Source organism: Shouchella oshimensis (assembly GCF_004375095.1).
Classification (GTDB): domain Bacteria; phylum Bacillota; class Bacilli; order Bacillales; family Bacillaceae_D; genus Shouchella; species Shouchella oshimensis.
This window is the reverse complement of the sequence record NZ_SNUX01000002.1, coordinates 606,391-628,095: the sequence shown is the minus strand read 5'-3', so window position 1 is coordinate 628,095 and position 21,705 is coordinate 606,391. Positions and strand designations below refer to the sequence as shown.

22 protein-coding genes are annotated in these 21,705 nt (G+C 40.1%); 11 read left to right on the top strand and 11 right to left on the bottom strand.

The features are described from left to right. Window positions 1-241: 241 nt before the first annotated feature. A complete protein-coding gene (locus tag E2L03_RS09150; protein WP_134259017.1) occupies window positions 242-991 on the top strand; it encodes an SDR family NAD(P)-dependent oxidoreductase in 750 nt (249 codons plus the stop codon). Window positions 992-1,120: 129 nt separating this feature from the next. On the opposite strand, the gene E2L03_RS09145 is transcribed toward E2L03_RS09150, so the two are convergent. Genes E2L03_RS09145 through E2L03_RS09135 form a run of 3 tightly spaced genes read right to left on the bottom strand, consistent with a single transcriptional unit; the run spans window position 1,121 to window position 4,220 of the window. Next, window positions 1,121-1,957, bottom strand: a complete 837-nt coding sequence (locus E2L03_RS09145) for a carbohydrate ABC transporter permease (protein ID WP_038476961.1) — start codon at window positions 1,955-1,957, stop codon at window positions 1,121-1,123. A 13-nt stretch (window positions 1,958-1,970) separates the two neighbouring features. Next, the gene (locus E2L03_RS09140) at window positions 1,971-2,897 is read right to left on the bottom strand and encodes a carbohydrate ABC transporter permease (protein WP_095149616.1); all 927 of its coding nucleotides are present in this window, start codon (window positions 2,895-2,897) and stop codon (window positions 1,971-1,973) included. A 12-nt stretch (window positions 2,898-2,909) separates the two neighbouring features. After that, window positions 2,910-4,220: an ABC transporter substrate-binding protein gene (locus E2L03_RS09135; RefSeq protein ID WP_241741818.1), complete on the bottom strand. Its 1,311-nt coding sequence runs from the start codon at window positions 4,218-4,220 to the stop codon at window positions 2,910-2,912. A gap of 339 nt (window positions 4,221-4,559) precedes the next feature. On the opposite strand from E2L03_RS09135, the gene E2L03_RS09130 reads away from it, so the two are divergent. Both E2L03_RS09130 and E2L03_RS09125 read left to right on the top strand, forming a co-directional pair. Next, entirely contained in the window at window positions 4,560-6,002 is a 1,443-nt protein-coding gene (locus tag E2L03_RS09130) for an aminotransferase class I/II-fold pyridoxal phosphate-dependent enzyme (RefSeq protein WP_134259016.1), read from the top strand. Between the two features lie 187 nt (window positions 6,003-6,189). Further along, window positions 6,190-6,543, top strand: coding sequence for a nuclear transport factor 2 family protein (locus tag E2L03_RS09125; RefSeq protein ID WP_055737232.1), 354 nt, complete (start codon window positions 6,190-6,192; stop codon window positions 6,541-6,543). Between the two features lie 312 nt (window positions 6,544-6,855). Here E2L03_RS09125 and E2L03_RS09120 read toward each other — a convergent pair whose 3' ends face one another. From E2L03_RS09120 to E2L03_RS20385, 5 genes are all read right to left on the bottom strand, one after another. Continuing rightward, window positions 6,856-7,332, bottom strand: coding sequence for a nucleoside deaminase (locus E2L03_RS09120; RefSeq protein WP_134259015.1), 477 nt, complete (start codon window positions 7,330-7,332; stop codon window positions 6,856-6,858). Beyond that, a complete protein-coding gene (locus tag E2L03_RS09115) occupies window positions 7,332-8,531 on the bottom strand; it encodes an amidohydrolase (protein WP_134259014.1) in 1,200 nt (399 codons plus the stop codon). Before E2L03_RS09115 ends, E2L03_RS09120 begins: the two co-directional genes overlap by 1 nt. Window positions 8,532-8,598: 67 nt before the next feature. Continuing rightward, window positions 8,599-9,495, bottom strand: coding sequence for a macrolide 2'-phosphotransferase (locus E2L03_RS09110; protein WP_134259013.1), 897 nt, complete (start codon window positions 9,493-9,495; stop codon window positions 8,599-8,601). Beyond that, on the bottom strand, window positions 9,492-10,964 hold the full coding sequence (abc-f, locus tag E2L03_RS09105) for a ribosomal protection-like ABC-F family protein (RefSeq protein WP_134259012.1): 1,473 nt from the start codon (window positions 10,962-10,964) through the stop codon (window positions 9,492-9,494). Before abc-f ends, E2L03_RS09110 begins: the two co-directional genes overlap by 4 nt. Window positions 10,965-11,365: 401 nt before the next feature. After that, on the bottom strand, window positions 11,366-11,515 hold the full coding sequence (locus tag E2L03_RS20385; protein WP_166740253.1) for a hypothetical protein: 150 nt from the start codon (window positions 11,513-11,515) through the stop codon (window positions 11,366-11,368). A gap of 206 nt (window positions 11,516-11,721) precedes the next feature. Between E2L03_RS20385 and E2L03_RS09100 the strand changes: the two genes are divergently transcribed. Next, window positions 11,722-12,405, top strand: a complete 684-nt coding sequence (locus tag E2L03_RS09100; protein ID WP_038476940.1) for a DUF554 domain-containing protein — start codon at window positions 11,722-11,724, stop codon at window positions 12,403-12,405. Window positions 12,406-12,623: 218 nt separating this feature from the next. Beyond that, complete coding sequence (locus E2L03_RS09095) at window positions 12,624-13,313, top strand: hypothetical protein (protein ID WP_038476937.1); 690 nt, start codon at window positions 12,624-12,626, stop codon at window positions 13,311-13,313. Window positions 13,314-13,344: 31 nt separating this feature from the next. On the opposite strand, the gene E2L03_RS09090 is transcribed toward E2L03_RS09095, so the two are convergent. Further along, complete coding sequence (locus tag E2L03_RS09090) at window positions 13,345-13,677, bottom strand: hypothetical protein (protein WP_124741377.1); 333 nt, start codon at window positions 13,675-13,677, stop codon at window positions 13,345-13,347. 185 nt (window positions 13,678-13,862) lie between these two features. On the opposite strand from E2L03_RS09090, the gene E2L03_RS09085 reads away from it, so the two are divergent. From E2L03_RS09085 to E2L03_RS09060, 6 genes are all read left to right on the top strand, one after another. Continuing rightward, a complete protein-coding gene (locus E2L03_RS09085) occupies window positions 13,863-15,770 on the top strand; it encodes a BglG family transcription antiterminator (protein WP_134259011.1) in 1,908 nt (635 codons plus the stop codon). Beyond that, complete coding sequence (locus E2L03_RS09080) at window positions 15,767-16,201, top strand: PTS sugar transporter subunit IIA (RefSeq protein ID WP_243839517.1); 435 nt, start codon at window positions 15,767-15,769, stop codon at window positions 16,199-16,201. Before E2L03_RS09085 ends, E2L03_RS09080 begins: the two co-directional genes overlap by 4 nt. A gap of 15 nt (window positions 16,202-16,216) precedes the next feature. Then, window positions 16,217-16,498 carry a PTS sugar transporter subunit IIB gene (locus tag E2L03_RS09075; RefSeq protein ID WP_038476925.1) on the top strand — a complete coding sequence of 94 codons (282 nt, stop codon included), beginning with the start codon at window positions 16,217-16,219 and terminating at the stop codon, window positions 16,496-16,498. A gap of 39 nt (window positions 16,499-16,537) precedes the next feature. Continuing rightward, complete coding sequence (gene ulaA / locus E2L03_RS09070; RefSeq protein ID WP_038476922.1) at window positions 16,538-17,821, top strand: PTS ascorbate transporter subunit IIC; 1,284 nt, start codon at window positions 16,538-16,540, stop codon at window positions 17,819-17,821. 4 nt (window positions 17,822-17,825) lie between these two features. Continuing rightward, window positions 17,826-18,566, top strand: coding sequence for an SIS domain-containing protein (locus E2L03_RS09065; protein ID WP_134259009.1), 741 nt, complete (start codon window positions 17,826-17,828; stop codon window positions 18,564-18,566). Between the two features lie 269 nt (window positions 18,567-18,835). Then, complete coding sequence (locus E2L03_RS09060; protein WP_038476916.1) at window positions 18,836-19,288, top strand: Rrf2 family transcriptional regulator; 453 nt, start codon at window positions 18,836-18,838, stop codon at window positions 19,286-19,288. Here E2L03_RS09060 and srtD read toward each other — a convergent pair. After that, complete coding sequence (gene srtD, locus E2L03_RS09055) at window positions 19,285-19,929, bottom strand: class D sortase, LPxTATN-specific (RefSeq protein WP_241741819.1); 645 nt, start codon at window positions 19,927-19,929, stop codon at window positions 19,285-19,287. The two genes, E2L03_RS09060 and srtD, sit on opposite strands and share 4 nt — an antisense overlap. Before the next feature lie 14 nt (window positions 19,930-19,943). Beyond that, window positions 19,944-21,644 carry a glycoside hydrolase family protein gene (locus E2L03_RS09050; RefSeq protein WP_134259008.1) on the bottom strand — a complete coding sequence of 567 codons (1,701 nt, stop codon included), beginning with the start codon at window positions 21,642-21,644 and terminating at the stop codon, window positions 19,944-19,946. Window positions 21,645-21,705 lie beyond the last annotated feature (61 nt).

The following is a 21,705-nucleotide window of genomic DNA, read 5'->3' as shown; positions in this document are numbered from 1 at the left end:
TTTTATCCCCTTAGATAATAGATATAACAACTCTTTAATAACTATAATAAAAAGAAAAAGATTTGTACAGCTTTATGCTTCATATTTATAACGACACTATTTTCTTATGCTCACTATCCTTCATGCTACTAAGTCACATGAAGGTGCCTACTTGCGGCTTAAATTGGAAAGCGTATAATGAGCTTCAATCAAGGTAAGCTTAGTAAAGCGTGCAATCGCTAACGATATAGGAGGGATTCTTATGGAAATGGAAGGACAAGCAATTATCGTAACAGGTGGCGCAAGTGGTATTGGTAAAGAAACCGTTAAACAACTTGCAGCTAAGGGAGCGTCAGTTGTGATTGCTGATTTTAACAGTGAAGCGGCAGCATCACTCGCAACAGAAATGGATCTTGCAGATAAAGTTGTTTCTTATAAAGTAGACGTCTCAAAAGCAGAAGAAGTAGAAGCAATGGTTCATTGGACCGTAGAAAAATTCAATACAATTAATGGTATTTTTAACAATGCCGGTATCGGGCTTGTAAAACCACTGCTTGAACTAGATCCTGCATCTTATCATAAAGTCATAGACGTTGATCAGCATAGTGTTTATTACGGTATTTACTATACTGCGAAGAAATTGGTTGAATTAGGTGTAAAAGGAACAATTGTGAATACAGCATCCATTTACGGCTCTATTGCTGCCTTAGGCAGTTTTAATTACAATGCAGCGAAAGCAGCCGTTGTGATGATGACAAAATCAGCAGCCTTAGAACTTTCTGATTATGGCATTCGTTCTGTTGGCGTTGCACCAGGATTTATTGATACCCCCATTTTAGGTGACTCAGATGAGGCGAAAGAACAACTTGCCCAACTACACATGCGACAACAATTCATTAAACCTGAGCAAGTCGCAAATGTCGTTACGTTTTTATTTACAGACGCAGCCAATGCTGTAAACGGTCAAACCATTCCGGTTGACGATGGCTTCTTAAGCTTTAAAACAAAGTAAATCAAATGCTTAGAATGCAACAAAAAGACGAATGATTCCCATGAACAGTTTCCTATCTAGTCGACACGTAAAAAAGTGAGACACTGGAAGGAACTTATTAAATCTTGGGCATTCGTCTTTTGTTTTTTACTATCCTTTTATTCCTGTAAAGGTAATGCCATTAATAAACGTTTTTTGCATAAAGAAGAAAAGAACGATAATCGGTAATGTCATCATGGTGGAAACCGCCATCATTAGATGCCATTGAGACCCTTGTTGGTTTTGAAATTGTTGTAAACCTAATGATAGTGTGTAAGATGCTTCTTCTGTTAAATAAATGAGCGGTCCAAGAAAATCTGTCCATGAAGCCATGAATTGAAACAACGCAATAGCTAGAATGGCTGGTTTCGCTAACGGAAACATAATCTGCCAGTAAATTCGCCACTCACTTGCTCCATCAATCTTTGCTGCTTCTCTTAATGTATCTGGCAATCCTTTAAAAAACTGACGCAAAAGGAAAATAGAGAACGGAACCCCAAAAAATGCTGGCACAATAAGAGGTAAATTCGTTCCTACCCAACCGAATTGATTAAAAAGTAAGAATAACGGAATCATTGTTACTTGAGCTGGAATCATCATGACAGCAATGGTAATGGCGAACATCACGTTGCGTCCACGCCAGCGTAACTTTGCGAAGCTATAAGCAACAATTGGGCAAGAAATGACTACGCCTAATGTGCTTAATCCTGTGATCACTGCGGTGTTATATGTGTACGTCCAAAATGGGATGTATTGAGTCGCTTCTATATAATTTTCCCATTGAAAAGGACGAGGGATAAATTCAGGTGGAAAACTAAATACTTGTGTGATCGGTTTAAACGACGTTGACACCATCCAAATAAATGGAACGAGAAAGATGATGGACGCGATTATTAAAACAGTATGTGCATAAATCTTTTTAAAACGCTTCTTTGCAGTTGCTTCCACTTCTCATTCCTCCTCAATCACCTTGATAGTGAACCCATTTTTTTGAACTCCAGAAGACAAGACTCGTTAGTACTAGAATAATGAGAAACAAAATCCACGCCATTGCCGAAGCATAGCCCATTCTAAAATAGCTAAATGCATTATCGTATAAATACATGACGTAAAAGGTTAATGAATCAGCTGGTGTTCCTGTTCCATTCGTCATGGCATAGGGCAATGTGAATTGTTGAAAAGCACCGATAAAACCCATCACCAAGTTAAAAAAGATAACCGGTGTTAGCAAAGGCAACGTAATTTTAAAGGTTTTTTGTAAGAATGTTGCGCCGTCTACTTCAGCTGCTTCATAATATTCTTGAGAAATATCACTTAACCCGGCTAAATAAATAATGACCGCTTGCCCAATTCCCCAAAGCGACATTAATATGAGTGCCGGCTTTGACCAGAACGTACTTCCTAGCCATGGTGGCCCTTGAATGCCGACAAAATCAAGCATCGCATTGACTAATCCGAACTGGGGGTTTAAGAGCCATACCCATAAAATAGCCAAAGCCACATGTGGTACAAGTGTTGGTAAGAAAAAGATCGTTCGATAGACCGCCATTCCCTTTACCTTCATGTTCAGCACCATTGCAAGAGCGACACCAAAGATGATACTAAGTGGTACAAAAAAGACAGCAAAATATATGGTGTTATATATGGAAATCCAAAATAAATCATCTTGAAACAGCTCACGGTAATTAGCTAATCCTATGAATTCTCCACTTTGAAGAATACTGAAGTCTGTAAAGCTGTAATACATGGACGAAAGCAATGGGTAGCCAAAAAAGAGTAGTAGCCCAATTACCCAAGGCATCGCAAACAGCCAGCCTGTAAGGTTTTCGTTTGATCGTCGCTTATTCACTCTTACTTTGGTCGGTTTATTCGTTTCAAGTTGCGCCATATTGAATTCCTCCTATTCCTCAGCCTCTGCTTGGTTTACCCTTCTTTGAACACGCTCTAAAAGCTCTTGTGGCTCTCCTCTTCCATGAATAGCGTATTCTACCGCTCTGTCTAATTCATTCCACAACAGTTGGCCACTAGGAATAGGTGGTCGTGCATTTGAGTTCGGTAAAATATCAATAAATTCAGTCATTATTGGATCATCCTGATACAAATCTTCGTTCACTTTATCAATGACAGACATTTGATTATTAATTTCACTGTAGGTCATTTGCCCCTCGTAACTACCAAAGTATTTCATAAACTCCCATGCTTCTTCAGCATGATGGGCACCTTTTGGAATAATGACAGATGTCCCACCTGACCATGTGGCGAAATCATCTCCAGTTGGTGTTGGTATCGGTGTGACACCATAATTTAGATCCGGTTTATATTGCTGAATCGTTGATATGGAAAAGGGACCATCGACTTTCATACTATAAATCCCTTGAATAAAGGGGTCCATTTCATTACTCCCTTGAGCCGTATCAAAACTCGTTACGGTTGCAGCATCGTATTGATCTGCGATTGACACGAGCCATTCTAGTGCCTCCACATTTTTAGGATGATCAATGGTTAACGTATTCGTCTCCATATCATAGAAATCGCCGCCGAAAGTCCAAGCCCATGTATACAACCATCCTTGAGCGGTCCAGGGAACCATTCCTAACTCCTCTACTCGCCCGTCCTCAATAGTAGACAACTTTTCAATAGCGTCTTCCAATTCTTCTATGGTCGTTGGTGGATTTTCTGGATCAAGACCAACTTCTTGAAAGCGGTCTTTATTATAAAACAATAGACGGGAATCCGTTGTAATTGGCATGGCATAAATATCATCTTCATAAGTCGTTTCGTCAACAGCGTAATCGTAATATAAGCCCATATCATATTGATCGTTTTCAATAAACGGTGTAAGTGGTTCTAATGAATTTTCAGCTGCATATTGAGCGACTTTAAAGCGGTCAAAATGAGCAAGATCAGGTGGGTTTCCTCCAGCAATCGCTGTCAGTAAGCGTTGATCGTCCCCTTCTGTTGAAGCACTATAAATTTCTTGCACAAATATATCATCTTGACTCTCGTTAAAATCGGATACAACTTGGCGAATTGCTTCAAGCCCTCTACCGGTATGATTATGCCAGTAAGTAACAGTTGTCTTTCCTTCAATCGTAATCGTTTCTTCAATGGCATCGGATTCCTCTGCTGAACACCCCGCTAACACCATAACAGCGACAACACTTGTCAAACTAGGAAAAACCCAACGTCCTCTCCCTCTTATGACTGACAAAACCTGTACCCCCTTCTCGTTAGTAAGCGTTTTCATTTACCTGGAAACACTTTTACCGTTTCTTTAGTCACTTTAAGAATCGTGCCTGTATCACTTTATTTATTATTAGGGTACCATGCTCAAGTTGAGGATTATACGCTAAAAATGCCTAATAATTTCGATTATTTGTCATTGGCTCAAATCTTCACCACTCTATCTCAACGAAATCATTATGTATAAAACCGTGTTCTTGATTGATATTGCACGCCATTCATCTGTTTTTGTCACCCTTGTCATACTCCTGCTTACTATAGTAGAGAAAGTTACTGTCTATTTATACAAATTAAGGGTGTGAGCACCTTGGGTAAAAGAAATTATCCAACTGACCAGTTCGCAAAAGCGTTTCTCGCTCAGAAACGCACTCACTTTAATACGCCAGGGCATCATAAGATCGGAACAGAGTCAACATTTAGTAAGCTAGCCAAAAGCCATTTGTTTGAACTTGATATGATCGATGTTAACGTCTTAGAACCATCCGTTTTAAATGATGTAGCTAATGAGATGGCAAAAGCCTATCATGCAGATCGAAGCATTCTATCCACCCAAGGAACGAGTACCGCCATCATGGCTATGATTTTGGCAACCTGTAACGATGGCGGCAAAATGATTGTGCCTAGGAACGTACATCGTTCTGTCGTAGCAGCAATGATCCTCGCCGGTGTGGAGCCTCTCTTTCTTGAGACCGAATTTGATAACGACCTTGGCATTTCCCATCATTACTCTGCGAACTCGCTTATACGTGCAATCAATCAGTATACAAATATTCAAGCCATTTTACTAATTAACCCCACCTATTTTGGTGTTTGCACAGATTTACAAACAATTGTTTCCATTGCTCACGATAAACAGATCCCTGTTATTGTAGATGAAGCACATGGAGCTCATTTACCTTTCCATCCTCAATTACCTATTAGTGCAATGGAAGCAGGGGCTGACCTAGCAGCCACAAGTCTGCATAAACTTGGTGGCTCTATGAATCAAACGTCAATTCTTCTCTATCGAAAAGGGCTGGTTGACTTCCGGAACGTTCAGAACGCAATGAACTATTTAATGTCCACCTCGCGTCCTTTTCAACTCATTGCTTCTCTGGATTCAACTCGTTATCAGCTAGAACAATCGGGAAGGTTGCAACTTCAGAGAGCACTGGCACTTGCTGAGGATTTCCGTACAAAAGTAAACACACTAACGGGTATTTCTTGCCCGACTAAAGATGACCTACTTTCCTCAGATGCTTCATTCGATCTTGATCAGTCGAAAGTCATCATAAAAATAGATACACTCCCCCTTTCTGGATATGAATTAAAACAACTGCTAGAAAAAGAATCAAATATTCTACTTGAACTAGCTGACACTCGCTACGCTTTAGCTATCTTCACAATCGGAACAACGAAAAAAGACGCAAAGAAATTATTTCGTGCTCTCAAAAAACTAATCGCTCGCTATCAAAAATCTTCATCAGTAATGAACCCTGTAGTGAAACCACCAGCACCAGTCATGAGCATGACACCAAGAAAAGCCAGTTTCTCACCGCAACAACTCGTCCCTCTTTCAGCTAGTCTCGGTAAAATAAATACAGAATTCGTTATCTCCTATCCCCCTGGAATACCCATTCTCATTCCAGGTGAAAGAATTACCAAGCAGCACATTGACTTTATCGTCAATCAACGTACTAGCGGAGCTACGTTCGTTGGTTCTCAGCATCCACAGCTAGAGGAACTGACAGTTGTTAAAGACCCGACGTAACGATGTTTGGCTAGAAAGTTTTCTAGCGTTTGAGGCCCTATAGCAGGAGTAGTAGAGCTCTTTTTTTCGTTGATGCCTCTATTCAACTTCACCTTTCATGCTGATTGATGTACGATATTCTATACACAATAAAAATAGCACTTACGTCAAAGTCTATCATGAGCTGGTTCGTAGAGAGGGTGAATCGATGAATCTGGAAATGCATCTTAAACAATTGGAAGAATGTCATCTAAGTGGAGCGGTCCGAGAATCTGGTGAAGCGCTTGGTCACATACTAGCGGACGATTTTGTTGAATTCGGGAGTTCAGGGAAGGTTTTCACTCGCCACGATTTCGTCGATGGCGCAAGCCTTCACACGTTAACATTGCATGATTGGACTATGCATCAACTTGGTGAACAGGCCGCTCTCACCACTTACCGAGTGAAAAACCATTGTTTAAACCGAGAAACGTTAAGAAGTTCGATTTGGAAGTACGACGGAACGGATTGGAAACTTTTTTTTCACCAAGGAACCATAGCAAATGAACAAACTAAAGAGTAATGTATTTTTTCTAACGAGATCGTTAAAAAGAGGCTGGGACATAACGAAAAGTAGTATTTGAAAAGACGAATAGTCTAAAATATGCTGAGTAGCACCGCTACAGGAGAATCCTTCGCTTTCCGGAGACACGGCCTCAGCCTCCTCCGTGAAAAACCGCCACTCCAGAGTCTTCAGACACGTGCTGATCCCCTAGGAGTCTTCGGGTTCTCCTTCCGCTCATTTTCATATAAAACAAACGACGAACGTTCCTATTTTCAGGAATGTTCGTCATTTTGGTCTGTCTATCTACTTTTGTCCCAGTCTCTTTTCATTTTATGTTGAATGCTTTAAGACGTGAAGACGTTTCACTTCTTCTGCTAATTCTTCGTCAGGTCCATCAACAGAAATCGATTTGACTACATCTTCAATAGCTAGAGGGTGCAAATTGCCGGGCTCCAACCCTATTTCCTTTTTCCATTCACGCAATTGCTTTGACGAGCTTACATAGACAATTCTGCCTAGCCCTACTAAACCGTGAGCAGCTGCACACATTGGGCAATGTTCACCAGACGTGTATACAGTTGCAACCTTCCGTTCTTCAGCTGTTAAGTGAGCGGCTGCCCACCTCGCTATAGCAAATTCAGGATGTTGTGTTTGGTCACCACTAGAAACATGATTATGGACTTCAAATAGGATGTCTCCTTTTGCTGAAACGAGTAGTGATCCGAACGGTTCATCACCATTTTCCAGCGCTTTCTTTGCTAGTTCAATACACTGGAGTAAATAGGCTTTATCCTCACTCGTAATCATCATACACCCTCCTTTTGATAAACAAGCTTTCCTTTGAAAAAACTAGCCATCACGTCGTTTTGTCTGGCAACAAATTCTGCTGTAGAAGAGCTATCAACAAGAATAAACGAAGCATCCATTCCTTCTTGAAGCCATGGTAAACCTTCTTCGTACAAAAGCGGCTGACCTGTGATGAGTTCGAGTGCGTTTGTTAGCGTATCGTGCTTTGTTAAACGGAACATTTCTGCATAGCGGTTAAGCTTCTCCGTAACCTTACCAGTTCCAAAAGGAGACCAAGAATCGTAAACATTGTCACAGCCAATTCTTACCTGTACCCCATATGATCGTAACTCTTCCAAAGGTGGGATAACACCTGTAATAGGAACACTTGATACAACTGAAATTCCTGTCTTGGCTAACTCTGTAAAAACCTCAGCCCTTTCTTCTCCAACAAAGTCGTTCAACCCAAATGCATGGCTAATCGCTACCTTGCCTTGCCAACCGCTTTGCTTTGTGTAATCGAGGAGCGTCTTGACTGTTTCTCGTCCATGCTCCCCACGATCATGAACATGAATGTCAATTGGAATTTGAAACGCTGTAGCGAGCTCAAAGGTTTGAGATAGGGATTTTTCTACGTCCCCATCAAGGGAAGAAGGGTCTACACCCCCAATCAAATTCACTCCAGCCTCCAAAGCTTGCTTCACTTCTCCATAGGCATCGGAGCGCAGCATACCATGTTGAGGAAACGCAACGAGTTCATAGTCAAGTTTTCCTTTAAAGTGATGTAACACGTCTTGTACTTCTTCTAAATACCGCTGTCCAACTTTAGGATGAACGTCGATATGGGATCGAAAGAACGTAACGCCGTTCGCCAATTCTAGATCGATTAAATTGCGTGCACGCTCTTGTAATGAGAGATCTAACTGATCGAGTTCCTTTATTTCTTGTGTAAATCGCTCAACAATCGAATTCGCTGGTGTAATTGGTTGCCAAGGCACACCAAGCTTACTTTTGTCTAAATGACAATGCATTTCTTGTAAACTTGGTAGTAACAAATTTCCATACGCATTAAAGCCATCTCGTTTTCCGGCTGACTGTATCTCTATGACCTTACCGTTCTCCACCTGTATATCGAACGATTCGGTTCTACTGCCGTATACAAAGTCCCCTTCTGTTTCAAACCCTGTTTCCATACGCACATTTCGTATCCATTCACCCATATCCTTCACCTCACTGCCTCTACTCTACCCGCTCCTTAACAGTCAGTAAAGCATTTTGATCCAGCCCTCAACCATCAGATGAAAGCATCTGTTTAGCCATTTCAACCATATCGTTTAAGCCTGACGACAACGCAAATTCTGCAACAAGTATTGGTGACGCAGCACGAACCTCGATAATGTGCTGCTTCATTCCTTTCCACACACGCCCACCTCCTTGCTCATAGGTGACAAGTAATTGATCCAATCCCTCTTCTCCAAAAAGTTGATAATGGGCTGCGAAATCCTCAGACACGTCACCAACAGCTACTTCCGTCCAGTCGATTAAACCGCTTACCTCGAATTGTTCATTAAGCAAAATGTGCCCCGGGTGCAAATCTCCATGCTTCACTCCTGAAAAAGTCGGCCAAATCGAGTCATTCTCTAGCCACATTTGCCAACGCGCCCATAGCTTTGGATGAATATCAAAATGATTTTTAACACGGTTCATTCTTTCTCTCATATGAGATTGAAGTGATGTACCACTTAGCATATTAACTCCAGTTCGTACCATCTGATCCGTTGAAACATTGTGTAGATCCGCCATCACCTTACCTAGCGATTGCTGATAGGAATGTGGAGGTTTTGTTTCATCAAAGATCCATACGTACGCTTGCTTTTCCATATCAATGGTCGCTGCCGGTGTACCATCGAGCTCTTTATAGGCAATCAACTCGTTTGAAAAAATCGTCCACTGAGGGACTTGAAAACTTACATGTGTGTCTATGATCGTTAAAGCTGCTTGTTCTTTTTTACTATGTTTTAAGGAGTCCGCCCTACGAGGAATGCGTAAAATCCATTTTTCACCTGTCGTGTCTTTCGCATGCACTACTCGAAAATCAAGTCCAGACTCATTTATTTTCAAAGAGTTCTCCTCTAATAGTAATTGATGGCGCCTAGCTAATTGTATGATTTCTGTTTGATTCATTCTCCAACATCTCCCTTTATTAATTGGCGATTATTAATCGTATACTTCACGTCCGCTACTTCATGTAAAAACGTTCGATCATGACTTACAAGAATAATGGTTCCTTCATATGCTTTAATAAATTGTTCTAGTGCTTTCATGCTTTTCACATCCAGAAAAGTAGTTGGTTCATCTAATACCAGAACATTCCACTCACCTAAGAAAAGATGACAAAGCTGTAGCCGGATAGACTCTCCTCCACTTAATTTACTTACACATTTCCTTAAATCGTTCCCCAAAAAGCCCATATTAGCTAATGCAGAACGAACTCTCGCCTCTCTCTGATCACTATTTTGCTTAATAAACGCTAGAACCGAAAGTCTTTCTTTCCACTGAAAATCAAATTGTTGATAAATGCCAAACCGAACATTGGGCGAGACCGTTATCCCTTCATGTTGACTTACAATTGATTGTAACAACGACGTTTTTCCTGACCCATTTTCACCTGTAATGGCAATGGTTTTACCTAAAGGAAATTGGAAGCTTGCGTCTTCTATTAATACGCGACCGTGTTTTTTTAACGTTAATTGATTGGCAAAGATCGGCACTTTATTATGAAGTTGTAAATACGCTGGCTGATGAAACACAATCTGTCTTTCACGTTCAACGGCATCTACTTCGGGCAGTTGCTGAGCACGTTGTTCAAGTGCCTTTGCTGCTCGCTGAATAGACTTTTCACTCGTTCCTTTCGATTTTGTCATAAACATGCGATTCGCTGTCGCTTTCGTCTCCTTCTTTGACATCGACCGGTTCCCTCTCGTTACGTTTCGTGCTTTTTTCTTTTTCTCTTCTGCAGCAGTTAAGAGACGATTCTTTTCCTTTTTCATTTGTTCATACTGCTCTTGTTGAATCGATTGTTCCAATCTTTTTTGCGCTTCATAAGCAGTATAATTCCCGCTATACTCATTTACTTGACCGTCTTTTAATTCCCAAATTGTCGTTACAAGCTGATCCAATACATACCGATCGTGACTAACGATGACAAGAGTACCAACATAATAGCGAAGTTCTTCAATAAGAAAATCGACTCCTTTTTCATCCAGATGAGTGGTGGGCTCATCTAGTAACATCCCCTCCCGATAAGCACTAAACAGCTGTGCTAATTTGAGACGTGTTTGCTCACCACCACTCATGTCTGCTCGACCTTGATTCGGAAGCTCCAGTCTACTACTCCATTCACCCTCCACCTTACCTTTTCCAGGGGCTTCTTTTTGAGCGAAAGAAGCAAAGTCAATATGCCGATGAACTTGACCTCTACTTGATTGAGTACTCCCTTCAAGCACATTTATAAGCGTACTTTTTCCACTTCCATTTTCCCCAACAATACCAATGCGATCACATTGGTGTAGATGCAGGCGATCGATTTCCAAGATAAGTTGATCTCCATACGTAACAAGGATATCGTTAAGTTCTACTACTAATTGTTCCATTCTTTCACGTCCTTTTCATGATGAGATAAAAGGCGCATCATCACAAAAAACCACAGACATACGGCGTCTGTGGTTACGAGTAAACGAGGGTAGAACAAAGACATGTCTCCCTTTTTTCAAAAAAAAAGAAAGACAGCCTAATCTGCCTTTCTCCCCGTTTCTTCTATCCGGTGAAGGTTGTTAAAAATGTGCAGACTACTCCCGTTTACTCTGTTTATGAAAACAGAGCCTTTGAACATATAGAATTACTGTTTGTTCAAAGTTTGCTGGCGTAATCTTGCTGGTAACATTCTTAACATTCCTCCTATCATTAAAGTTAGTGTTACTATAAATGAGATGACCCATGACGTCAAGAAAAACTTTTCCAGTCGTGAAACGGCTAGACATTCCTTACGCTTTGTTTACTTGTCACATTGCTGGATATAATCCAGTTCATTCTGCTCTCTTGCCTTCGCAGTCACCCACTGAAGGAACATCCACTCTTTCTCGTTAACTTTCCGACCAAGCTGTTCTTCAAAATCAATAATTAACCCACACATGTTATGATCCATTGATTTCATAGGTCCTCCTGCAAACACCTTTTCTTTATCTTATGTATATACACCGGTAATTGCAAGAGAATTTAGATAATAACGATGTATTTTATTCATTTTATTTATTTTGTTCATAAAGTTCACATCGACTTTACGTTTAAATGTATTAGTATACTAGTGAAAAACAACTAGTTTGACGACAGACAAAGAAAGAAGGCTTTTCTATGATTGGGACGTTTGTAAATGTAGCAACAATTCTTATTGGTAGTTTCATAGGAACTGTGTTAAAGAAAGGATTATCAGATCGATTTCATACGATCCTTCTTCAAGGGATGGGGCTCGCCGTTATCGGCCTTGGCATTGGAGCCCTTACGACCAATTTACCAAACAGTGCATATCCTGTCTTATTTATTATTAGTATGGCGCTTGGTGGCATTATTGGGGAGTGGACTCGATTTGAAGATCGGTTTCGTAGCGCCTTATCTTTCATACTTAGAGGACAAGCGAATGAAGGGGTAACGACCGCTATTCTCCTTTTTTGTGTTGGTACGCTATCAATTGTTGGGCCAATAGAAGCTGCATTAAATGATCAATATACGTATCTTTATTCGAATGCGATACTCGATGGCTTCACCTCTATTGTACTTGCCGCAACGTTCGGGTTTAGTATTGCTTTCTCTGCCTTCATTTTGCTTCTTTGGCAAGGAAGTATTTACTTTCTAGCAAGCTTTGCTTCCCTTTTCTTTACTCCTGAATTACTGACCGAGATTTCAATCATTGGTGGGCTGTTAATACTGAGCACAGGACTAAACATTGTCGGAATCTCTTCCTTTAAAACGTTAAATTTAGTACCAGCTTTACTCATTCCCGTTCTCTTTTTTATACTAAAAATGGGTATGATCCACTAGATTTCCCAAGAAATCGACAATGATCATCGTTAATAAAAAGCTCTTGTAACAGGTATTTTCTCTATTTGAAGGATTCATTCACTGAGTAATGCCATGCTCTCAAACCTTTTATAACGGCTTAACAAACCGTACATTTCCCAATATCAGTTACGCTTATTTTTGTTGGCTGCCGGGTAACTCTCTTCATGTACAACAAAATATTGAAGGGAGTTTTTATTATGAAAACCTGGTTTTACAGCCTTACCACCTCCATTCTTTTTTTCTTTATTATGGCTGGAGGAAGTTCTTATGCACATGCATCGACAGACGCGGCAAAAGTCCACGCAACTCCACCAGAGAATGTTTACTACGAAGAGTTGAACGGTCTGTTTATTGAGTTACCTTACGCAGAAGATCTTGTAAACGTTGAAAAGGAAAACGATACTCTCTTTATTAGAGATCTCACAACCAATGACCTATTGGAACAAATCACCCTACGAAATACCGTCCAAGCAGCAGATGATCATCCGCTTTTACCTCCACCGATAACGGTGCCACCGACTGAGGAATTTATGGAAATGTTCTCCACAAGGGAATACAACGGGCTTGAAGTTGTTTTAAATGTGCGGTTTGTTGTCACTAAAAATGCTGAAGGTATTTATGAAGAAGTTGTCGACATTCGCGATGCATGGTGGACAACAGGGAGCGGTCCCCATACTTTAGAAGATTCAAATACGGATATTCTTCATGGTGATTTTCCAGTAAGAGAGTTTACTGTAACGGGACAAACAACCATCGTCACACAAATCGATGCTAGTGCTCGTGCTGGCTTTGAAGCGGCAGGATTTAGTGTCGGAGTTGACGTTTCAGGAACTTATTATGCTCGTATGACAGTTCGAGACACAATGGTGTTTGATTTATTTTCATAAGAAGTAGACCGCTCTTTTAATTGAGCGGTCTTTATAATAGTGGATAAACAAGCTTAATAATGAAGTAGGTTACGACAATAGCACCAATCCCCTCTATTACTCTCCTCATTTTAGATTTATGATCGAGACGTTTCTGTAGCTTTCTTTCCCTATCAATCTGTTTATCTTCTGACTGCAATAGCCACACAACAGTCGTAACGATATAACTAGCTATAACAGTAATCAGTAGTTGACGAATACTAGGGAAACCCTTTTCCATAGCAACATTCGCCAGAATCATACCCGTTACTACCGCAACAGGTAAGAAGACAAATGTTTTTATCACTACTTTCTTTCGAAGCTTTTCCTCTTCTAAAAAATTCAACTCATACCAGCTCCTTCCTCTTTATTCCTCTATTTACCTATTCCCTTTTATTTACATAAAAAACCGCTATAATGCTCTTAATAGAGTCTTCTCCATGCTCTGTTAGCCCATTGCCACATATGTGCTATTTTTCAGTCTTTGGAAGAATTTTAGTTACCGCTATTATAAAGACAAGGGTGATGCCTATGTTGACCTCTAGACAAAAATCGATTTTGCTTACATTACTTGAAAGCGATCACTTTGTCACCATTGAATTCTTAGCCAAATGGTTAAATATTAGTAGCCGAACCATTCGCTATGACTTAGATGCGATCGATACCAGCTTAGAATCTATTCAAGTGACAACGACTAGAATGCCAGGAAAAGGCGTTCGCTTAAGGGTTGGAGACGACAAACGTCCTTACCTGTTCGAGTTAATTGAAGGAAAGCAAGAAAGTACAGACAAGCATACTCAAAGACTAATGATGAGTCTGTTCGTCACAATTAATGGAACGTTTACGATTCAAGAGCTTGCGGATCAATTCTTTTTAAGTCGCTCAAGTGTCCACAAATACTTGGTTGATGTGGAAGAATGGCTTGATCACTTTGATTTGCAACTTGTCAAACAGGCTTGGAAAGGATTTCAAGTCATTGGTACTGAACGAAGCCTGCGACTTGCATTTTATCAGATGCTCGGAGACAAACGAGCCGATTTGGATCGAATTGAGGACTGGTTAAATGTTAATGAACGTGAAATGGAGCTCATGAAAACATGGCTTTCGCTTGTTCAAACAGAGCGAGGTGTACATTATAGTGAATCCTCCATTGATGTCTTCACGCTTTTCTTATGTTGGTGGAAAAAACAAATCACCGCAAAAAGCTATGTATTTGTACCAAAAGAACACCGGCATAAGCGCCACTTTCATTTAGGTGTCATTGGTACGTTTATTAAAGATCATGTAGAAGACGAGCGTTCCGTTTTACATGAATCTGCGTTTCTTGATGATTTATTTGATCAGGCAAAAGTCGTCTCGTATCAGAAAGGAACGTCCCATTTCAAAAAAAATAGCCGAGAGAGCCAGTTCTGTGAGCACTTATTGTCTCAACTATCAACCGTTCTGCATACAAATTTTCTTGCAGATGAAAAACTGACGAATGATTTAACACACCACATCAAAGCTGCATTTATGCGGATGTCACAAGGTGTGGAAATTGAAAATCCCTACACCGAAGAAATTAAAGTTCGGTATCGCGCCATTTATGAAATGGTTTTTCAACTAACATACAATATGGGGATTCATTTATTAGCAAGCGAAGTCGCCTATATTACGATGCACATTAGCGCCGCTTACGAGCGGAGCAGAAGCCGTGACTTTTTACCAACCGTAATGGTTGTCTGTTCATCAGGGCTTGCAGCATCGTCCATCTTAACAACAAAGCTAGAGCAAATTGAGCCTGGTTTTCACATTATTCATGTAGTCCGAACCCAAGATCTTGAGCAAGTTCTACAAGAAACAAGTCCTGATTTTATCTTGACCACTCAGGAAATTTCCATTCCACACTGGCATCAGACGAAACGGTTTCGTGTCAGTCCATTACTCAGTGACCAAGATAAGCGATTGATTCAACACGAGGCTCATAAAATTGTAAATCGCAAACAGCTAGCTTCCTTTAATGAGGTCTACGGAAACGCTTCATTAGTAGAACCTTCTTTGTTTGATGAAAAAATACACACGATTAAGACAAACGATTGGCGTGACGCCATTACATTAGCGTCCGAACCCCTTCTCGCTGCAGGCTATATTGAACAAAGCTACATTCAAGAAATGATTATGTCTGTAGAACGAAATGGAACCTATATGGTGTTCCTTCCGAAAGTGGCTTTTGTTCATGCAAGCCCTGAGCATGTAAAAAAAGAAGGCATTAGTTTAACGATACTCGAACACGAGATTGAATTTGGCGACCTTAATCCTGAACAAGTCACAATGATTATCGTCCTCGCTATGAAGGAAGCGCATAACCAAGATTTTATACAGCTCTTTCACTATCTAGAAAACGAAACATCTCGAACACAGCTGTTACAAAAATGGATTGGAAGAAAGGACGCGACATGATGCCTACATGGATACGAAAAGAACATGTTGCCGTTAACGTAAAAGCAAGCAACTGGGAAGAAGCTATTCAAGCGTCTGGATCTTTGCTGTTAAGTACAGGAGCCATTACGCAAGAGTATATCGCTCAAATGATTCATTCTGTCAAAGAAAATGGACCATACATTGTGATTGGCCCTGGTATCGCCATGGCACATGCTAGACCAAGTGAAGCCGTACATGAGGATGCTATCTCACTAGCAATACTTGACGAGGCTGTGTCATTCGGAAGCGAACAAAATGACCCTGTTGATCTTGTGTTCTCGTTTTCTGCAACTGGAACAGAAGCACATTTGAAGCTTATTGAACGGCTTTCAAGCGTACTCATTAATGAAGAAAAAGTCGAAAAACTGCGCCACGCTCAATCAAAAGAAGAGATTTTCAACTTAATGTAAAGGAGAGGTAAAAAAATGGCTAAAGTAAAGATTATGACAGTATGTGGTTTCGGGCTTGGGTCTTCAATGGTGTTGAAAATGAATTTAGATGGGGTTCTAAAAGAGCTTGGCATTCAAGCAGATGTATTTACAGGTGATGTTGGCTCTGCCCAAAGCACCCCAGCTGATTATATTTTCACAAGTAAAGAATTAGGCGAAAAACTGCAAAAAACGGTTAACAAGCCGGTTATTATTATCAATAGCTTTGTGAACAAAGCAGAAATCAAAGAAAAAGTTGAGGCGGAACTTCAGGCATAATGCCTACGTTCCTTCCAACTATAATAAGGGGGGTTCTTTATGCAAACAGGAATGGATTTTCTTATTGAGGTTATTCGTGAACCAGCTATCTTCTTAGGTCTTATCGCTCTTACAGGACTTTTGCTGCTTCGAAAAGATTTTTCTTCAGTCGTTTCAGGTACTGCAAAAACGGTTATTGGCGTTGTCATTTTGACTCAAGGTACGAATATTTTAATGAACTCCATTGCACCATTAACAGAGGGCTTTAATGTCATGTACAACATTGATAACCCGGAGGTTGCTCCTGCCCTAGGGGCCGATACCATTCTGAGTCAATACGGTACACAAATTGGTCTTGCGATGTTAATTGCCTTTCTTATTAATTTAGTCGTTGCCCGCTTTACACCTATTAAGCACGTTTTCTTAACAGGGCATATGCTGTTTTGGTTCCCTTTTATCTTTGTTGCAGTCGGTATTGAAAACGATTTATCCAATACGCAACTCGTTCTATTTGCTTCTATTTTAACAGCTCTTTATATTATTATTGCTCCAGCTTTATTACGACCTTTTGTTCGAAAAGTAACTCAGTCAGATGATTTTATTATTGGTCATCCAACAACCATACTTTCTTTAATTGCAGGGATGGTTGGGAAACTTTTTGGGACAAAAGGAAGATCGTCTGAGGATATTAAATTTCCAAGTTCAACGGAATTTCTTCGTGAAATCAGCATCACCTCTTCCATTGTCATGTTCTTTGTTTACATCGTAGTCAGTATAATTATTGGTTTTGATACGGCTTCAACAGCTTTTGGTGCAGAACAAAACCTGGTCATTTATAGCGTTATGCAAGGGATCCTTTTTGGAGCTGGGTTAACGGTTCTATTACTTGGTGTAAGAATGATGCTTGCTGAGATCATTCCAGCCTTCCAAGGAATTTCACAAAAATGGATACCAAATGCTGTACCAGCACTCGACGCACCTATTTTATTCCCTTATGCACCTAATGCTGTCTTAATCGGATTTGTTGTCTCGATGATTACATCAGTTGCAACCATTTTTATCACAGGTAGTATGGGGGTCTTCTCTTTCGTTATTGTACCTTTAACGATTACGTGTTTCTTTGAAATTGGTACGGCCGCCATTATTGCCAACGGACAAGGTGGATTAAGAGGCGCCATTGCTGGTTCTGCTGTAGCTGGTGTTGTCATGATCTTGCTTGTCGGTCTATCTGTTCCTATTTTAAGTGGAACAGCCGCTGATTGGATTGTCATCTTCGGCGGAAACGACTTTTCACTCTGGAGTTTCTTAGGTGATCTCATTGCACGTCTTTTTCCTGGAGGATAACGAAATGTCTTATATAAAACAATATTATCAATCCATTGAGCACATCCTTACCCGGATTTTACAAGAACAAGAATCCATTCTTGAACAAGCGGCAACGTTAATGGATGAGGCAGTCGAAAACGGGCGCTCTCTCTATATCTTTGGGGCTTCCCACGCAGGAATTGTGGCTGAAGATGCGTTTTATCGTTCAGGAGGACTTGCCCTCTTTAACCCACTCTTTAGTCCTGCATTAATGCTAAATGTCGAACCCATTACACTTACTTCTAAAATGGAACGATTAGAAGGATATGGCCAAATTATTCTGGATTCAAAGCCTGTTCAACAAGGCGATGTCGTCTTTATTCACTCTGTATCAGGACGTAATCCTGTCGCAATTGATTTAGCCATTGAAGCAAAAGCACGAGGAATGATCGTCATTTCGTTGACGAATCTGACCTATTCAAGGAGCGTACCTTCTCGTCACTCTTCCGGTAAACGATTGTTTGAAGTGAGTGACCTTGTTATGGATAATTATGGAGAACCTGGAGATGCAGCGGTGTCCATTCAATCGCTCACACAGAAAGTGGCTCCGACATCTACGATTTCTGGAAGCTTTATCATTCATTCCATCGTACTCAAATTCATTGAAAAGCTAGAAGCAAAAGGGAAAGATGTCCCCGTTTTCCGAAGCGCAAACATGGATGGTGGAGATGACTATAATGAGCAAATGATAAAGAACTATAAAAATCAAATTCACTATATGTAATAGAAAAGCAGCTCCTTAATAGGGGCTGCTTTTCTTCATCGCTTCCCCTCATTACCAGATTAAATATTTCCCAACCTGTCTCTACATTGATGAATAAACTCTACCAAACCCTTGTCACTCTAACCTTTTTCACGCACTTCTATTTCACCAACTCTAAATGTATATGCTACATACAAGTTTTTTGCAATGTGTTAAGATGCTACATTGTTAGTAGAAACAGAATTTTAAAAAGAGAGAAAAAAAACACACAATGAAAAGAGGGAGAGTCCATGCAATTGACCATTTTCACCGATACATCTTTACGAACATTGATGTACTTAGGGATAAAAGAGAATGAAATTATTACATTAAATGAGATTTCTACAGTTTATGATGTCTCGATTAATCATCTAAAAAAAATTGCGTGGGAGTTAAACAAGTCAGGCTACATTGATTCGGTAAACGGACGAAACGGTGGGTATAAACTAGCACAATCCCCAGAGTATATACAAATCGGAAACATCATTCGTAAGTATGAGAACTTGGAGCTTGTTACGTGCATGAAAAAAGACGGTTTTTGTGCTTTAGAACCCGCCTGTAAATTAAAACGAGCGCTACAAGAAGCGCTCGATGCCTATCTGAATGTGCTTGATCAATACACACTTTCTGATTTGTTAACAAATCAAGATGAGCTGGTAGAAGCATTGTTCAGCGACTATAAAATGAAGGCCATTCAACATTAGTCTATTGGATAAGCATAAATAACGAATCGTTCTGGGGCGTGGTTGATGAAGTCAAAGGGGTAGCAAGTTGTGACTACCAATACTTCTTCACCCATCTCCCGAATGACCGTTCGATCATCAGCATCTACGATCTCTGTCTCCTCTATTTTATATCGGAAAGAACCGTATTCCATATGCACAATAAAAAGATCACCTATCTCTAATTCACCGAAATCGCGAAAAACCGTATCTCGGTGCCCTGACAAAAGGATTTGTTCATCGCCACCTGGTAATACAGAATCACGATAATGACCAACCCCCCGCTGCAACTCTTCTGGATTCGTCCCTTCTACAATAGGAAGCTGTCGATCTAAAGACTCAATCTCTAAAATAGCGAAAGCATCGCCTTGGTTAATCTCTATTGATTGAAAAGACTCTCTTGCATACTCATCACTTGGCGAAAGAAAGGGACTCAGCGGCTCCTCCTTGTTTGTCATAGTTAAGTTCGATTGATCCAATGCGCCATTGTTCCCCAAATCAACAAACAATCGCTCTTGGGCTTCTACCATTGACTGATCTTGCATAGACTTTGTCTGATAGTAGTCATACCCGAACCAAACAAGCAGGCACATGCCAACTACTATTAAGCTATTGCCAACCATTTTCCACGCTCTAATTACGAAACCCCCCTTTCTCTATATGCAGAACGATTCTTCAGGAGCTTGTAATAGGCTACATAGCCTGATAAATAATGCTCCGTATCATCAATCCGTGAACGAAATGAGTGATGACGAATATAGAAGCTACCTAAAATTCTGCTCGGCTTCTTAAAGTACATGGCGACCTCTGGATAGAAAAAGCCATTTCTTTGATATTCTGCTCGTACATGAAACGTTTCTTCTAATCGTTGAATCTCTTTATGTGTAAGCAATTCTTCCCACCCATGCTCTCTTAATCGTGATACCATATTCCATCCGGCTAATGTCAGTTCAAGAAAAGTAGGGTACGTGGTTTCTCTTTTTTTGATGAAATTTAGCTTTTTCAAAACGTTCTGTAAGCCGAACTCAAAATACTCTTTACGTGGTCGATATTTTGTTAGCTCGTTCGTACAATAGCTTAACCAGTGGTCATGATGCTTCCAATATTTTTTTTCGATAAAATACTGAAAGGCGAACTCAACGGCATCGATCCATTTTGATTGTGGGTCCTGTTCATAGAGACGCATGAGGGCAAATGCCGCTTCTCCGTCGTAATAAATAATTCTAAAATTTTCTTTCACTTGTAGATTTTCTGGGTACAAAACATGATTAAAACTGCCATCATGTTTTTGCATCTGCAAAATGCCTTCCCCCAATAATTGGGTTATCTCTACATACTGACTTTGCTTAAACACTTCTTGGAATTTTGTTAATGCCAATATAGCGGCTGCATTGGCTCCAAGCTTAATTTCTTTATTTTCTCCAACGCCGTCAATTATATAGGCAACATTAACGGATTGAATGGTATAGCTACGTGTGCAATGATTAACCAGATAATGTAGCCCTCTTTTGATCGCTTTTTCTAATACTTCATCAGGATAAAGCTCGTAGGCCTCTAACATGGAATACAATGTACTCGCATGTCTTAGCACATTATAAAATTGAATTTCCTTATCAAAACAAGAAAAATACCCATATACAAATGCCCCTGTATCTTTCACTTGATTTGCTAGAAAAGTTGCGCTTTCTCGTATTAAATGGTCTACTTCATCTATTGTTAACGGCGTCTTTCTCCGTCCATTATCTAAGTTTGTGTTGTGTACAGGAAATAGGCGATTTTTTTCAAAAAAGAATCCACGTGTAGTAAACGTTCGAATCTTATCAATTCTACTAAGATCAAGCTTAGGCATTAAAGGACGATGGCTCTTAGCATACTCTTTTAGATTCTTTTCTTGGATAAAGCCCCTTCCAGTTTGTTTATCAATTTGCACAATGGCGTTTCCGTTAATTTCCTGCTCTAAAAACGCAAACCGATATTGTTTATCGAAAGAAATGCCTTTTCGAAAATAGTTTTTCTTTGTTTCTGTTATGACTTTCACGAAATCATTCACGCTATGACTTTCTTCACTTTCTACAATATCTAATTTTAACCAATCATACTGACTTTCTTTGTAATGCTGAAGCGCTTGCCTCTTCACAAGTCGCCATGCTTTTAATGGAAGTGTTTCACTAGCCTGGAAAACATCTGCCCTACGCTTCGGACACCCAATCGATAGAAAGAAAATGACTCGTGTTGAATTTTTCAAAAAACCTAAATGCCCTTCTTTTTGAAGAGTCTCATAAAAAAGATCTAGCTTTTTTTCTAAAGAGTCTACTTGTTTCGATTGTGATGTTTCCATGTACATTCCTCCTAATTAATAGGTTAGGGGGAGAACGATCTCCCCTCTAACGCATCTTATT

Excerpts from the sequence above, each read along its gene's own strand:
- abc-f (WP_134259012.1), bottom strand. The coding sequence starts at position 10,964 with ATGGAACAATTAGTAGTAGAACTTAACGATATCCTTGTTACGTATGGA.
- E2L03_RS09140 (WP_095149616.1), bottom strand. The coding sequence starts at position 2,897 with ATGGCGCAACTTGAAACGAATAAACCGACCAAAGTAAGAGTGAATAAG.
- E2L03_RS09150 (WP_134259017.1), top strand. The coding sequence starts at position 242 with ATGGAAATGGAAGGACAAGCAATTATCGTAACAGGTGGCGCAAGTGGT.
- E2L03_RS09110 (WP_134259013.1), bottom strand. The coding sequence starts at position 9,495 with ATGAATCAAACAGAAATCATACAATTAGCTAGGCGCCATCAATTACTA.
- ulaA (WP_038476922.1), top strand. The coding sequence starts at position 16,538 with ATGCAAACAGGAATGGATTTTCTTATTGAGGTTATTCGTGAACCAGCT.
- E2L03_RS09125 (WP_055737232.1), top strand. The coding sequence starts at position 6,190 with ATGAATCTGGAAATGCATCTTAAACAATTGGAAGAATGTCATCTAAGT.
- E2L03_RS09085 (WP_134259011.1), top strand. The coding sequence starts at position 13,863 with ATGTTGACCTCTAGACAAAAATCGATTTTGCTTACATTACTTGAAAGC.
- E2L03_RS09050 (WP_134259008.1), bottom strand. The coding sequence starts at position 21,644 with ATGGAAACATCACAATCGAAACAAGTAGACTCTTTAGAAAAAAAGCTA.
- E2L03_RS09075 (WP_038476925.1), top strand. The coding sequence starts at position 16,217 with ATGGCTAAAGTAAAGATTATGACAGTATGTGGTTTCGGGCTTGGGTCT.
- E2L03_RS09080 (WP_243839517.1), top strand. The coding sequence starts at position 15,767 with ATGATGCCTACATGGATACGAAAAGAACATGTTGCCGTTAACGTAAAA.
- E2L03_RS09115 (WP_134259014.1), bottom strand. The coding sequence starts at position 8,531 with ATGGGTGAATGGATACGAAATGTGCGTATGGAAACAGGGTTTGAAACA.
- E2L03_RS09065 (WP_134259009.1), top strand. The coding sequence starts at position 17,826 with ATGTCTTATATAAAACAATATTATCAATCCATTGAGCACATCCTTACC.
- E2L03_RS09120 (WP_134259015.1), bottom strand. The coding sequence starts at position 7,332 with ATGATTACGAGTGAGGATAAAGCCTATTTACTCCAGTGTATTGAACTA.
- E2L03_RS09095 (WP_038476937.1), top strand. The coding sequence starts at position 12,624 with ATGAAAACCTGGTTTTACAGCCTTACCACCTCCATTCTTTTTTTCTTT.
- srtD (WP_241741819.1), bottom strand. The coding sequence starts at position 19,929 with ATGGTTGGCAATAGCTTAATAGTAGTTGGCATGTGCCTGCTTGTTTGG.
- E2L03_RS09100 (WP_038476940.1), top strand. The coding sequence starts at position 11,722 with ATGATTGGGACGTTTGTAAATGTAGCAACAATTCTTATTGGTAGTTTC.
- E2L03_RS20385 (WP_166740253.1), bottom strand. The coding sequence starts at position 11,515 with ATGGATCATAACATGTGTGGGTTAATTATTGATTTTGAAGAACAGCTT.
- E2L03_RS09060 (WP_038476916.1), top strand. The coding sequence starts at position 18,836 with ATGCAATTGACCATTTTCACCGATACATCTTTACGAACATTGATGTAC.